Source organism: Devosia sp. (assembly GCF_965229025.1).
Lineage (GTDB): Bacteria > Pseudomonadota > Alphaproteobacteria > Rhizobiales > Devosiaceae > Devosia_A.
Window position 1 is genome coordinate 2,791,938 of the sequence record NZ_OZ245853.1, and the last position, 13,117, is coordinate 2,805,054.

General features: G+C 63.9%; 14 protein-coding genes. 13 read left to right on the forward strand and 1 reads right to left on the reverse strand.

The features are described 5' to 3' along the window. The first annotated feature begins 84 nt into the window (after positions 1–84). From ACO06J_RS13640 to ACO06J_RS13655, 4 genes are all read left to right on the forward strand, one after another. Positions 85–402 (forward strand): antibiotic biosynthesis monooxygenase family protein, encoded by a 318-nt coding sequence (locus ACO06J_RS13640; protein WP_421761268.1) that lies wholly within the window; start codon positions 85–87, stop codon positions 400–402. A 177-nt stretch (positions 403–579) separates the two neighbouring features. After that, positions 580–1,662 (forward strand): diguanylate cyclase domain-containing protein, encoded by a 1,083-nt coding sequence (locus ACO06J_RS13645; RefSeq protein WP_421761269.1) that lies wholly within the window; start codon positions 580–582, stop codon positions 1,660–1,662. 114 nt (positions 1,663–1,776) lie between these two features. Beyond that, the gene (locus ACO06J_RS13650) at positions 1,777–2,154 is read left to right on the forward strand and encodes a hypothetical protein (protein WP_421761270.1); all 378 of its coding nucleotides are present in this window, start codon (positions 1,777–1,779) and stop codon (positions 2,152–2,154) included. Positions 2,155–2,167: 13 nt separating this feature from the next. After that, positions 2,168–3,073: a DMT family transporter gene (locus ACO06J_RS13655; protein WP_421761271.1), complete on the forward strand. Its 906-nt coding sequence runs from the start codon at positions 2,168–2,170 to the stop codon at positions 3,071–3,073. Positions 3,074–3,083: 10 nt separating this feature from the next. Here the strand turns inward: ACO06J_RS13655 and ACO06J_RS13660 are convergent, their stop codons facing one another. Further along, positions 3,084–3,848, reverse strand: a complete 765-nt coding sequence (locus tag ACO06J_RS13660; protein ID WP_421761272.1) for a TetR family transcriptional regulator C-terminal domain-containing protein — start codon at positions 3,846–3,848, stop codon at positions 3,084–3,086. A gap of 116 nt (positions 3,849–3,964) precedes the next feature. On the opposite strand from ACO06J_RS13660, the gene ACO06J_RS13665 reads away from it, so the two are divergent. The 9 genes from ACO06J_RS13665 to ACO06J_RS13705 all read left to right on the forward strand — a co-directional run bounded on the left by ACO06J_RS13665 (position 3,965) and on the right by ACO06J_RS13705 (position 12,923). Continuing rightward, positions 3,965–5,296 carry an aspartate aminotransferase family protein gene (locus ACO06J_RS13665; RefSeq protein WP_421761273.1) on the forward strand — a complete coding sequence of 444 codons (1,332 nt, stop codon included), beginning with the start codon at positions 3,965–3,967 and terminating at the stop codon, positions 5,294–5,296. A 69-nt stretch (positions 5,297–5,365) separates the two neighbouring features. Beyond that, a complete protein-coding gene (locus tag ACO06J_RS13670) occupies positions 5,366–6,862 on the forward strand; it encodes a CoA-acylating methylmalonate-semialdehyde dehydrogenase (RefSeq protein WP_421761274.1) in 1,497 nt (498 codons plus the stop codon). Positions 6,863–6,979: 117 nt separating this feature from the next. Then, positions 6,980–7,426 (forward strand): endonuclease domain-containing protein, encoded by a 447-nt coding sequence (locus ACO06J_RS13675; RefSeq protein WP_421761275.1) that lies wholly within the window; start codon positions 6,980–6,982, stop codon positions 7,424–7,426. Between the two features lie 4 nt (positions 7,427–7,430). Next, positions 7,431–8,681, forward strand: a complete 1,251-nt coding sequence (locus tag ACO06J_RS13680) for a Zn-dependent hydrolase (protein WP_421761276.1) — start codon at positions 7,431–7,433, stop codon at positions 8,679–8,681. A 23-nt stretch (positions 8,682–8,704) separates the two neighbouring features. Beyond that, on the forward strand, positions 8,705–9,334 hold the full coding sequence (locus tag ACO06J_RS13685; protein WP_421761277.1) for an endonuclease domain-containing protein: 630 nt from the start codon (positions 8,705–8,707) through the stop codon (positions 9,332–9,334). Beyond that, a complete protein-coding gene (hydA, locus tag ACO06J_RS13690; protein ID WP_421761279.1) occupies positions 9,331–10,785 on the forward strand; it encodes a dihydropyrimidinase in 1,455 nt (484 codons plus the stop codon). The genes ACO06J_RS13685 and hydA overlap by 4 nt, the downstream gene beginning before the upstream one ends. Before the next feature lie 73 nt (positions 10,786–10,858). Further along, on the forward strand, positions 10,859–11,248 hold the full coding sequence (locus ACO06J_RS13695; protein WP_421761280.1) for a hypothetical protein: 390 nt from the start codon (positions 10,859–10,861) through the stop codon (positions 11,246–11,248). Then, the gene (locus ACO06J_RS13700) at positions 11,245–12,024 is read left to right on the forward strand and encodes an ABC transporter ATP-binding protein (protein ID WP_421761281.1); all 780 of its coding nucleotides are present in this window, start codon (positions 11,245–11,247) and stop codon (positions 12,022–12,024) included. The genes ACO06J_RS13695 and ACO06J_RS13700 overlap by 4 nt, the downstream gene beginning before the upstream one ends. Beyond that, a complete protein-coding gene (locus tag ACO06J_RS13705; RefSeq protein WP_421761282.1) occupies positions 12,021–12,923 on the forward strand; it encodes an ABC transporter permease in 903 nt (300 codons plus the stop codon). The genes ACO06J_RS13700 and ACO06J_RS13705 overlap by 4 nt, the downstream gene beginning before the upstream one ends. The last annotated feature ends 194 nt before the right edge of the window (positions 12,924–13,117 follow it).

Consider the following 13,117-nt stretch of genomic DNA (forward strand, 5'->3'; position numbering starts at 1 on the left):
CGGGCACGGTCCAAACAAATCGGTCATTCAATGACGTATTAATAGCTAGCGTTGCGATATTCCAACCCAAACGGAGATTTTATCGTGACGACCACTGTTATCGAGATGGCCCGCATCACCCTGGGCGCGGGCAAGACGGAGGCGGACCTGGTGGCCGCATCCAACGCGTTCCAGAGCGGGTTTCTGGCCGACCAGCCCGGCTTCATCCGGCGCGAACTGATCAAGACCGAGGGCGGCGGCTATGCCGACCTGGTGCATTGGCGCAGCATGGCGGACGCGCATGCCATCATAGCCAAGGTCAGTAGTTCGGCGGCGTGCCTCGCCTATTTTGCGGTGATGGACATGAGCGGGGACATGACCGCAGGCGTTACGCACTATGAGGTGCTGGCAAGCTACGGCTAAGGGGCCATGGACGTGCCTCCCCTCACCGGCGCTGCGCGCCCCCTCCTCCGAGATGGGGGCCTTCCTGGAGAGGAGAGGGCGTTAACTTTCTGTCAACCATGCCTTGCGTCCCCAAGCCGTTGATAAGGATTGGCAAAGGCCCCGGCGCTAGGCTGCGGCGGGATCAGGAGATGGGTAATGGCTGACGGTTTTCTTGCCATGGCGCGGACCGAGCGACCGATGGCGCGGGTCAAGGCCGGCCGCGATCCCAAAAGAACCGAAAATGCCCGGCGGGACCAGGCGAAATTGCCCAACCCGCGGCGGCTGATGCTGCTTTCGGTGATCGGCATGATCATCCTCGCGGCGACGGTGGTGGGGGTGATCGTGTTCGCCGTGCACACCATCGATACCGAGTCGGTGGCGAGCGAGGTGGCGCGCGCCAATGTTGCGGTCAGCGTGACGATGACGGCCGAAACGGCTGAAGATGCGGCGCTGGCGCAGCGGCTGGGGCATGATTTCATGCTCAACGGCGCGCATTTCACCAGCCTGAGCAGCGTGCCAGCGGACGAGGTGTGGGTGGCGCTGCCCGAAAGCGACGGCATTGTGCTGGCCTGGAAGCCGCGGCTGCTTGGCTCGGAACTGTTCGTCAAGGTGGCGCCGCTGCGGCTGTTCATGTGCGCGGTGATCCTGGGCGGGCTGGGGCTGGTGATCTACCGGATGTATCTGATGGCGCTGGAACTGGAGTTGCGCCGGCAGGAGGCGCAGGACCTGGCGGCGCGCGATGCACTGACCGGGCTCAGCAACCGGCTGGCGTTCGATGAGCGGATGGAGCGGGCATTTGTCGACCGCCACCCGCAATTTGCGTTGCTCTATATCGATCTCGACGGGTTCAAGAACGTCAACGACACGCTGGGGCATGGCGCTGGCGACGAGGTTCTGCGGATCGTCGCCGAGCGGCTGAAGGGCTTTGGTCAGGAGGGCGACCTGATCGCCCGGATCGGTGGTGACGAGTTCGGCATGCTGATGACCTCGCGCACCTCGCTCGATAGCCTCAATGAGCTTGCAACCGATATTGCCGCGGCACTCAGCGAGCCGCTCAAGATCGGCAAGATGGACCTGGCGATTGGCGGCAGCATTGGCGTGGCGCGGGCGCCGGAAGATGCTTCGAGCGCGCTGGAACTGGTGCGAGCGGCCGATGCCGCGCTCTATCGCGCCAAGGCGACCAATGTCGGTGGGCACCAGTTTGCCAGTGAGTTGCAGAGCGCAGGCGGCCGCGCCTGAGCGTTGAGGTGCAGTTTTCCGTGGGTTATGGCGGAATCGGTGTGCCGGGAGCAGCCGGGCATGCCATGGCTTGGCGCATCGCAATTTGGCGCACGGCAATGGAGACGCACGGCAATGTTCTGGTTTCTTTCAAGCATAGCGCACCTGTTGATGGGTGCGGCGTTCGTGATGTTCGGCGTGCGCAACCTCAAGAATATCGCGGCGCTGACGGCGGTGCTGGAGGCCAAGAAGATTTCGCAGCCGGAAAACGCCGCCAAGTTCGGCGTCGGCCTGCAGATCGCCGGCGGGGCGCTGACCTTTCTCGGCGCGTTCTTTGGCTGGTTCGGCCTCCTTGGCGGGCTCGCCATGATGGTGTTCCTGGTGCTGGCGACGGTGCTGTTCCACCCGTTCTGGGAATTTCCGGCCGACCAGCAGGCTCCCCATATCAGCGCGGCGCTGACCAACACGGCGCTGTTCGGCGGGTTCCTCCTGATCTTCGCACTCGGGTTCTGAGCTCCGATCCATCGTGACGGTTGAGGCAAAGCGCAGGCGCCAGCGGTTGCTGGCGCATCTGAGCATGGTGCTGTTTGCAGCGCTGATTGCCGGATCGTTCACGCTGGGGGCGCTGACGGTGCCCTTTATCCACGCCGTGCCGCTCAATGCGGTGCGGTTCGTGCTCGCCGCTTTCGTGATGGGGGTTGCGGCATTCGGCGTGGCGCGGCAGCCGTTCGGGATGGCGAAGGCGCCCTGGCGGTTCGGGATCATGGGGCTGCTGACGGCAGTCTATTTTGTCACCATGTTTCTCGCGCTGACGATGACCAAACCGGTGGCGACCAGCGCGGTCTATACGCTGGTACCGATGATGACGGCGGTGACGGCGTATTTTCTGGTCGGGCAGCGCTCGGGGCTGGCGGTGCTGCTGAGCCTCGCGCTCGCGGGAGCCGGTGCAGTCTGGGTGATCTTTCGCGGCGATATCGCGGCGCTGCTCGCGTTCGATATCGGGCCGGGCGAGCTGATCTATTTCGTCGGCTGCATCTGTTACGCGATTTATGCGCCGCTCCTGAGGCGGTTCAGCCGGGGCGAGCCGGCACTGACGCAGAGCTTCTGGACCCTGCTCGCGACCGCGATTTGGCTGGTGGGCTATGGGTTGCCGGAGATCATTTCGACCAACTGGGCGGCGCAGCCGCCGCTGGTCTGGGGGGTGATCGTCTACCTCGCGGTGGGGCCGACGGCGTTGTGCTTTTTCATGATCCAGTTCGCCTCGCTGCACCTGCCGGCGGCCAAGGTGATCGCCTATGGCTATCTGGTGCCGGCGTTCGTCATCATTTTTGAGGGGCTTGCGGGACACGGCTGGGCGAGCCTGCCGGTTGCGGCCGGGGCGCTGGTGACGGTGCTGGGGCTGGTGGTGCTGGCGCTGGTCAAGGACCGCTGAAACGGCGGCTTCACCCCGGCAGCAGGCCGTGGAGGAAGAGGTTTTCGAGGAAGCGGGCGGCGTCTTCGAAGCGGCCTTCGCCGCCGCGGCCCTTGCCCAGGACGGCGCGGACCTGCACGTCGAAATCGGCATAGTGCTGGGTGGTGGCCCAGATCGAAAAGATCAGGTGGTAGGGATCGGTGCGGACGATCTTGCCGGCCGCCATCCAGGTTTCGAGCACTCCGGCTTTCTCGTCGACGAGATTCTTCAAATCGGTTTCGAGCACATCGAGGACGCGGGGGGCGCCCTGCAGCATCTCGTTGGCAAAGAGCCGGCTTTCACGCGGGAAATCGCGGCTCATTTCGAGCTTGCGACGGATGTAGGAGCGGATTTCGGGGACCGGGTCGCCGTCGGAATCGATTTCGCGCAGGGGCTGCAGCCAGACATCGAGCATCGAGGTCATCAGGCGCTTGTAGATCTCTTCCTTGCGCGGGAAATAGTAGAGGAGGTTCGGCTTACTCATCCCCGCCGCCTCGGCGATCTGGTCGATGGTGGCGCCGCGGAAGCCTTCGCGGGAGAAGACATCGAGCGCCGCCTCGAGAATCACATCCTGTTTTTCGCGCTGGATGCGGGTTTGCGGCCGGGCCGGCGGGGGCTTGCGCGTCGCTGTTACAGCACCCGACTCCGTGTCAGTTGCAGCTGTGTTTTCGTGCGCCTTTGTGTGTGCCTTGGGGGCCGGTTTTGCCGCACCCTTGCCTGCCTTCGGTACCAGCATTTTCACCTTGATCGGCGGCATGGGAGTGATAACGTTTTTTCCAACTGGTCAAATTTCTGGATAACGCATCCAAAGGTCAAGCCCAAAACCGGGCTGACGGCCCAACTCAGCAAAAAAGACTTCAAGGGAGTCCGAAGGTGTCCAACCGTCGCAACGTCACGCCGAACGATCTCAGCGCCTTCTGGATGCCGTTCACCGCGAACCGGCAATTCAAGAAAGCGCCGCGCATGTTCGTGGGCGCCAAGGACATGCACTATACCACTTCGGACGGGCGCCAAGTGCTGGATGGCACGGCGGGCCTGTGGTGCGTGAACGCCGGCCATTGCCGCCCCAAGATCGTCGAGGCGATCCAGGAGCAGGCGGCCGAACTCGACTACGCCCCCGCCTTCCAGATGGGGCACCCCAAGGCGTTCGAACTGGCCAATGCGCTGGTGGCGATTGCGCCTGAGGGGCTGAACCACGTGCTCTACACCAATTCCGGCTCGGAATCGGTGGAGACGGCGCTGAAAGTGGCGCTCGCGTACCACCGGGTGAAGGGCGATGGCGCCCGGTTCCGGTTGATCGGCCGCGAGCGCGGCTATCACGGGGTGAATTTCGGCGGCATTTCGGTGGGTGGCATCGTCACTAACCGCAAGATGTTCGGCACGCTGCTGACAGGCGTCGACCACATGTCGCACACCCATACGCCGGGCAAGAACCAGTTCACCCGCGGCGAGCGCGAAGAGGGTGCGACGGACCTGCTCGCTGAACTCGAACGCATCATCACGCTGCATGACGCATCGACGATTGCAGCGGTGATTGTTGAGCCGGTGGCCGGCTCGACCGGTGTGCTGATCCCGCCCAAGGGCTACCTTACCAAGCTCCGCGAGATCACCAAGAAGCACGGCATCCTCTTGATCTTTGACGAAGTGATCACCGGGTTTGGCCGCGTCGGCACGCCGTTTGCGGCGGACTATTTCGGGGTGACGCCGGATATTCTGGTGACCGCCAAGGGGCTGACCAATGGCGTGATCCCGATGGGCGCGGTGCTGGTGACCTCGGAGATCCACGACGCCTTCATGCAGGGGCCGGAACACGTCATCGAGTTCTTCCACGGCTATACCTATTCGGGCAACCCGATCGCCTCGGCGGCGGGACTCGCGACGCTTGAGACCTACAAGGAAGAGGGGCTGCTGACGCGCGGCGCCGAAATGGGCGAGTACTGGGCCGATGCGCTCCACTCGCTGAAGGGCCTGCCGCATGTCATCGACATCCGCAATCTCGGCCTGATCGGCGCGATTGAGCTCGAGCCGATTGCCGGATCGCCGACCAAGCGGGCGTTCTCGGCCTTCGTCAAAGCCTTCGAGGCGGGGATACTGATCCGAACGACGGGCGATATCATCGCCATGTCGCCGCCGCTGATCGTTGAAAAGCAGCATATCGACCAGTTGATCGGCACGCTGGCCGGCATTCTCAAGACGCTTGAGTAGAATGGAACATATGTTCTATATCGAACGAGATAGAATGAACGTTCCAACGAAAAGAAGCGGAGGTCTGTGATGCAGACGATTCAGAATGCGATTGGCGGGAAGCTGGTCACCAGCGTGAGCGCGCGGACGCAGCCGGTGTTCAACCCGGCAACGGGCGAGGCGGTGGCAACGCTGCCGCTATCGACCGTGGACGAGATCAACGGCGCCGTCGCTGCCGCCAAGGCGGCGCTGCCGGGCTGGGCCAATACCACGCCGATGAAGCGCGCGCGGGTGATGTTCAAGTTCAAGGAACTGCTCGAAAAGAACGCCGACGAGATGGCCCGGCTGATCAGCCGCGAGCATGGCAAGGTGCATGACGACGCGCTGGGCGAATTGGCCCGCGGCATCGATTGCGTCGAGTTCGCCTGCGGCATCCCGCAGCTGTTGAAGGGCGAGTTTTCCCGCAATGTCGGCCCCTCGATCGACAGCTATTCGGACCGCCAGCCGCTCGGCGTTGTCGCCGGGATCACGCCGTTCAACTTCCCCGCCATGGTGCCGATGTGGATGTATCCGCTGGCGATTGCCTGCGGGAACACTTTCATTTTGAAGCCGAGCGAGCGCGACCCGTCGGCGCCGATGTTTGCCTGGCAGCTGCTGATGGAAGCCGGGCTGCCCGACGGCGTGCTCAATGTCATCCACGGCGACAAGGAAGCGGTCGACACCATTCTCGACCACCCCGACATCAAGGCGGTGAGCTTTGTCGGCTCGACCCCGATCGCCGAGTATGTGTACCAGCGCGGCACCAAGGCGGGTAAGCGCATTCAGGCGCTCGGCGGCGCCAAGAACCACATGGTGATCCTCCCCGACGCAGACCTGGACCAGGCTGCCGATGCGCTGATGGGCGCGGGCTATGGCTCGGCCGGCGAGCGCTGCATGGCGATTTCGGTGGCGGTGCCGGTTGGCGAAAAGACTGCCGATGCGCTGATTGCCAAGCTGAAGCCGCGCGTCGAAGCGCTGAAGATCGGGCCGTCGACGGACAAGGACGCCCAGATGGGGCCGATTGTCTCGAAGGTGCAGCGCGACAAGATCGTCGGCTATATCGATGCGGGCGTCGAAGCCGGCGCGGAACTGGTGGTCGATGGCCGCGGCTTCAAGCTGCAAGGCTATGAGAACGGGTTCTTCGTGGGCGGCACGCTGTTCGACCACGTGACCCCCGACATGAAGATCTACCGCGAGGAGATCTTCGGGCCGGTGCTCTCGGTGGTGCGCGCCAAGTCGTACCAGGAGGCGGTCGACCTGATCCACGGGCACGAATATGCCAATGGCACGGCGATCTTCACCCGCGACGGCGACGCCGCCCGCGAGTTTGCCGACAAGATCGAAGTGGGCATGGTGGGCATCAACGTGCCGCTGCCGGTGCCGGTGGCCTACCACTCGTTCGGCGGCTGGAAGCGCTCGATTTTCGGCGACCACTCGATCTACGGACCCGAAGGCGTGCACTTTTACACGCGGCTCAAGACGGTAACGACCCGCTGGCCGGCGGGTATCAAAGGCGGCGCGGAATTCAGCTTTCCGAGCATGAAGTAAGAAATGCACCCACTCCCCTCACTGACGGGACGGCCCCTCACCCCGGCCCTCTCCCCTGAGGGGAGAGGGGGCGATGGAGCCTCCGGGTCCCCTCTCCCCACTGGGGAGAGGGTCAGGGTGAGGGGAAGTCACGGCGATGCGCGGCTGAGACAACGGGCGCGCAGCCTCAGAGCGGCAAGCACTGACGCCGAGCGCAAGCTGTGGAGCCGGCTCAGAAGCCGCCAGGTGGAAGGCTTCAAGTTCGTTCGCCAATATGCCGTTGGCCCCTACTTCACTGATTTTGTCTGCCGCGATGAGATGCTGGTTGTAGAGGTCGATGGTGGCCAGCACTCGACCGAGGCGGATATCGCACGCACGCGTTTTCTGAACGCAGAGGGCTTTTCGGTGCTCCGGTTCTGGAACAACGAGGTCCTGACCAACACAGACGGTGTGCTCGAGGCGTTGCTGCTCGTCCTCAAGCACTGCCCCTCAGCCGACCTTCGCTTCGCTCCGGCCACCCTCTCCCCAGCGGGGAGAGGGGACGCTGGCGGCACCCCTTCCGTTCCACAATTTGCCAAAGAGTAGACCCATGCCCGCACCCGGTGAGAACCTGCGTATCAACCCTGAGCGGCTCTGGGATTCGATCCATGAGCTGGCCGAGATCGGGCCGGGGGTGGCGGGGGGATCGAACCGGCAGACGGTGACGGACGAGGATGGCGAGGGCCGGAAGCTGTTCCAGCGCTGGTGCGAAGCTGCTGGGATGAGCATGGGGCTCGATCAGATGGGCACCATGTTTGCGCGCCGTGAAGGCGCCGAGCCGGGGCTCGATCCGGTTTATGTGGGCAGCCACCTCGACACGCAGCCGACCGGCGGGCGCTATGATGGCGTGCTTGGGGTTTTGGGCGGGCTCGAAGTGATCCGCACGCTCAACGACCTCGACATCAAGACGCGCCGCCCGATCGTGGTGGTGAACTGGACCAATGAGGAAGGCGCGCGCTTTGCGCCGGCGATGATGGCCTCGGGCGTCTTCGCCGGGGTGCTGGCGCAGGAAGACGTTTACCAGCACAAGGACAAAGAGGGCAAAACCTTCGGCGCCGAGCTTGAGCGGATCGGCTGGAAGGGTGACGAAGTGGTGGGGGCGCGGAAGATCCACGCGTACTACGAACTCCATATCGAGCAGGGCCCGATCCTTGAGGACGAGGGGATCGATATCGGCGTCGTGACGCACGGCCAGGGGCTCAAGTGGCTGCAGGTGACGCTCACCGGGCGCGACGCGCATACCGGCTCCACCCCGATGCCGAAGCGCCGCAATGCCAGCCTCGGCATGGCGCGGGTGATCGAACTGGTGCACGAGGTGGCGATGGACTACCAGCCCAACGCCGTGGGCGCGGTTGGCCATATCGAGGTCTACCCCAATTCGCGCAACATCATTGCGGGCAAGACCGTCTTCACCATCGACATCCGCTCGCCCGACAAGGCGGTGCTGGACGAGATGGACGAGCGCATCCGCGGCGGCATCGAGAACATTGCCGAGGGGCTCGATATCGGGGCAGAGGTCGAGCAGGTGGGCCATTTCGATCCGGTGACGTTCGACAAGACCCTGGTGGGCAATGTGCGCGCGGCGGCCAAGGAGCTGGGCTATTCGCACCGCGACATCGTTTCGGGCGCCGGGCACGACGCGTGCTGGATCAACCGGGTGGCGCCGAGCGCGATGATCATGTGCCCGTGCGTTGATGGCCTGAGCCACAACGAGGACGAAGAGATTTCAAAGGAATGGGCGGCGGCGGGGACGGATGTGCTGCTGCGCGCGGTGCTGGAGACGGCGGAGATTGTGGGTTGAGGATGGAGGCGTATCCAGTTGCGATGACTGCTGATGCGCCCCAATCATTCGGGGGCTCAGCCCCCTCATCCGGCCCTGCGGGCCACCTTCTCCCCGACGGGGAGAAGAATGGTGCCCCTATCGCTGTAACACGGCGTGCGCGGCAGTTGCGGAAGCAGGGTACGGATGCCGAGAACCGGCTCTGGTATGTGCTGCGGAACCGCAATCTCGACGGGCTCAAGTTCGTGCGTCAGATGCCGGTGGGGCCGTATTTTGCTGATTTTGCCTGCCGTGAGGTGGCGCTGATTGTCGAGCTTGATGGCGGCCAGCATGCGGAACCGGATCGGGATATCCGCCGGACGTCGTTTCTCCTGGGCCAAGGCTACTCGGTGCTGCGGTTCTGGAACAATGATGTGATGCGCAACCGCGACGGCGTGCTGGAGACGATCCGCGCCGTCATCGCGGGGAACCCCTCACCCGACCTGCGCTATGCGCAGGCCACCCTCTCCCCGACGGGGAGAGGAATAAGGGGAGCACGCGCGGCGAGTGCGGCGCTGGCCGCGAGAGTATCGAACGAGGCACCGCCTGTTCCTCTCCCCGTCGGGGAGAGGGTGGATCGGCCGCAGGCCGAGACGGGTGAGGGGTCTTTGAGCAACACGGGGAAACAGCCATGACTTCCAAAATCATCAAAGGCGGCACTGTCGTTACCGCGGATCTGACTTACGTCGCCGATGTGCGCGTCGAAGGTGGAAAGATTACCGAGATCGGGCAGAACCTGTCGGGCGGAGAAATCCTCGATGCCACTGGCTGTTACGTGATGCCGGGCGGGATTGATCCGCATACGCATCTCGAAATGCCGTTCATGGGGACCTATTCGGCCGACGATTTCGAGAGCGGCACGCGGGCGGGGCTGGCGGGCGGGACGACCATGGTGGTGGATTTCTGCCTCCCCTCGCCCAACCAGTCGCTGCTTGATGCGCTCAAGATGTGGGACAACAAGACCTCGAAGGCCTCGGCGGACTACTCGTTCCACATGGCGATCACCTGGTGGGGCGAGCAGGTGTTCAACGAGATGGCCGATGTGGTCGATCGCGGCATCACCTCGTTCAAGCACTTCATGGCCTACAAGGGCGCGCTGATGGTGAATGATGACGAGATGTTCTCGTCGTTTTCACGCTGCGCCGACCTCGGGGCGTTGCCGCTGGTGCATGCCGAGAATGGCGACGTGGTGGCGGCGATGACGCAGAAGCTCCTGGCCGAGGGCAATAACGGACCCGAGGGCCATGCCTATTCGCGGCCGCCGGAAGTGGAAGGCGAGGCGACCAACCGGGCGATCATGATTGCCGACATGGCGGGGGTGCCGCTCTATGTGGTGCACGTTTCCTGCGAGCAGGCGCATGAGGCGATCCGCCGGGCGCGGCAGAAGGGGATGCGCGTCTGGGGCGAGCCGCTGGTGCAGCACCTGACGCTCGACGAGAGCGAATATTTCAACCGCGACTGGGACTATGCCGCGCGCCGGGTGATGAGCCCGCCGTTCCGCAACAAGCAGCACCAGGATTCGCTGTGGGCCGGGCTGCAATCGGGTTCGCTCTCGGTGGTGGCGACCGACCATTGCGCCTTCACCACGGCGCAGAAGCGGAACGGGATCGGCAATTTTGCCAAGATCCCCAACGGTACGGGCGGGCTCGAGGACCGGCTGCCGGTGCTGTGGACCAAGGGGGTCAATACCGGGCGGCTGACGATGAACGAGTTCGTCGCGGTGACCTCGACCAATATTGCGAAAATCCTCAACTGCTACCCGCAGAAGGGCGCGATCCTCGTGGGTGCCGATGCCGATATCGTGGTGTGGGACCCCAAGCGGACCAAGACGGTTTCGGCCAAGACCCAGCAATCGGTGATCGACTACAACGTGTTCGAAGGGTTCGAACTCACCGGCCTGCCGCGCTTCACGCTGACGCGCGGACATGTGGCGGTGACCGAGGGCAAGATCGACGCGCAGCCGGGCCATGGCAAGTTCGTCGCCCGCGAGGCCAAGAACCCGGTGAACCGGGCGCTCAGCCAGTGGAAAGAGATTTCTGCGCCGCGCAAGGTGGAGCGGACGGGAATTCCGGCGAGCGGGGTGTGATCGGGTGACGCACGCGCCTTCTGCAAAGGCCCCCTCACCCGGCCTTCGGCCGACCTCTCCCCCTAAGGGAGAGGTGAAGCGGTGGGCCATTGCTGTCGCGATGCTTGGCTTTGCCTCCCCTGCCCTGGCAGGCGTGGTGCCGATTGCGGGGGTGTTTGGGAATGGGGCGGGGTGTGCGTTCTATATGACGGGGAAGGCGAGCCCCGATATGGTGGTGCTGACGCCCGATACGGTTTCGAGCGGCAAGGGCGGGTGTGATTTCATGTCGCTCACCGCAACTGAGAGTGGCGGGTTCAGCGTCGGGGCGGTGTGCAGCGGCGATGGGCATGAGGGGATCGATGCGGTGAGCATTGCCGATAGGGGCGAGGCGGGGTTCTTCGTTTCGGTCAACGGTCAGGCAGAATGGGGGCCGCTTCTGGCGTGCCCGGGAGTTGAGGATTTGTCGCCGGGGGTGCGCATTTGACGTCGGTTGTTTCTGCAAAAGGGCTGGGGCTGACCTTTTCCACCGCCGATGGCGATGTGGTGGCGCTCTCCGACGTCAATCTCGACATTCAAAAGGGTGAGTTCGTCTCGTTCATCGGCCCTTCGGGCTGCGGCAAGACCACGTTTCTGCGGGTGATCGCCGATCTCGAACAGCCGACATCGGGGACGATCAGTGTCAACGGCACCAGCCCGACCGATGCGCGAACCAACCGCTCCTATGGCTATGTGTTCCAGGCGCCGGCGCTGTTTCCGTGGCGGACGATTGCGCAGAACATTGCGCTGCCGCTTGAGATCATGGGGATTTCCGGCGCGGATCAGGCGGCGCGGATCAAGCGCACCATGGAACTGGTGAACCTTGAGGGGTTCGAAAAGAAGTTCCCCTGGCAGCTTTCGGGCGGCATGCAGCAGCGTGCCTCGATTGCGCGTGCGCTGGCGTTCGACGCGGACCTGTTGCTGATGGACGAGCCGTTCGGGGCGCTGGACGAGATCGTGCGCGACCACCTCAATTCGGAGCTGCTGAAGCTCTGGGCACGGACGCAGAAGACCATCGCGTTCGTCACGCACTCGATCCCCGAGGCGGTGTATCTATCGACCAAGATCGTGGTGATGAGCCCGCGGCCGGGGCGGGTGACAGACGTCATCACCTCGACGCTGCCGGCCGAGCGGCCGCTCGATATCCGCGAGACGCCGGAATTTCTCGCAATTGCGCACCGGGTGCGCGAAGGCCTCAGGGCCGGCCATTCCTACGAGGAATGAGCACAATGGCCCCGGTGAAACCGCATTGGCGCGAGAGCAATGGGTTTGCGATCCTCGCCGTGCTCGCGGCGCTGGTCGTCGTCTGGTACGTCGCTGCCGTGCTGATGAACTGGCAGGGGATGACGGATCTTTACCAGCGCAAGGACGTCACTGGCGTGACGGTGACGCAGCAGCTTTATGACGTGCTGAACTATGACAAGCCGCTGCTGCCGGCGCCGCACCAGGTGGTGGCTGAGTTCTGGAAGACCACGGTCGAGCAGGCGGTGACCAGCAAGAAGAGCCTCGTCTACCACGGCTGGATCACGCTTTCGGCGACGCTGCTGGGGTTTGTGATCGGCACGGGGTTCGGGATCGGGCTGGCTGTGCTGATCGTTCATAACGGGGCGATGGATCGCTCGCTGATGCCGTGGATCATCGCCAGCCAGACCATCCCCATCCTCGCGATTGCGCCGATGGTGATCGTGGTGCTGAACGCGGTGGGGATTTCGGGGCTGGTGCCCAAGGCGCTGATTTCGACGTATCTCAGCTTTTTTCCGGTGGTGGTGGGGATGGTCAAGGGCTTCCGCAGCCCCGAGGCGATCCAGCTTGACCTGATGCACACCTACAATGCCTCGCGGGTGCAGACGTTTTTGAAGCTGCGCTGGCCGATTGCGCTGCCGTACCTGTTCACCTCGATGAAGGTGGGGGTGGCGGCGAGCCTTGTGGGCGCGATCGTCGGTGAGTTGCCGGCGGGTGGCGGCAACGGGCTGGGGGCGCGGCTGCTGGCGGGCTCGTATTATGGGCAGACCATCCAGATCTGGTCGGCACTGCTGACGGCATCGCTGCTAGCGGGCGCACTGATCGCGCTGGTGACGCTTGCCGAACGGATGACCAACCGCAGCCTTGGAGCGCGGGCATGACCGGGCTGCAGCGGACCTTGGCGGCAGCAGCGGCGGGGTTGGCGCTGATTGCGCTGATCTTCGAATTTGCGGCAACCGAGGGCGCACCTTTGCCGGTGTGGGAATTCCCGCTGGCCGGGGTGTTCCTGGTGCTGGCGATCGCCAGCGGGGTGCGGATCTGGGTGCGGTTCAGCCTCTGGGTTGATGGGGCGCTG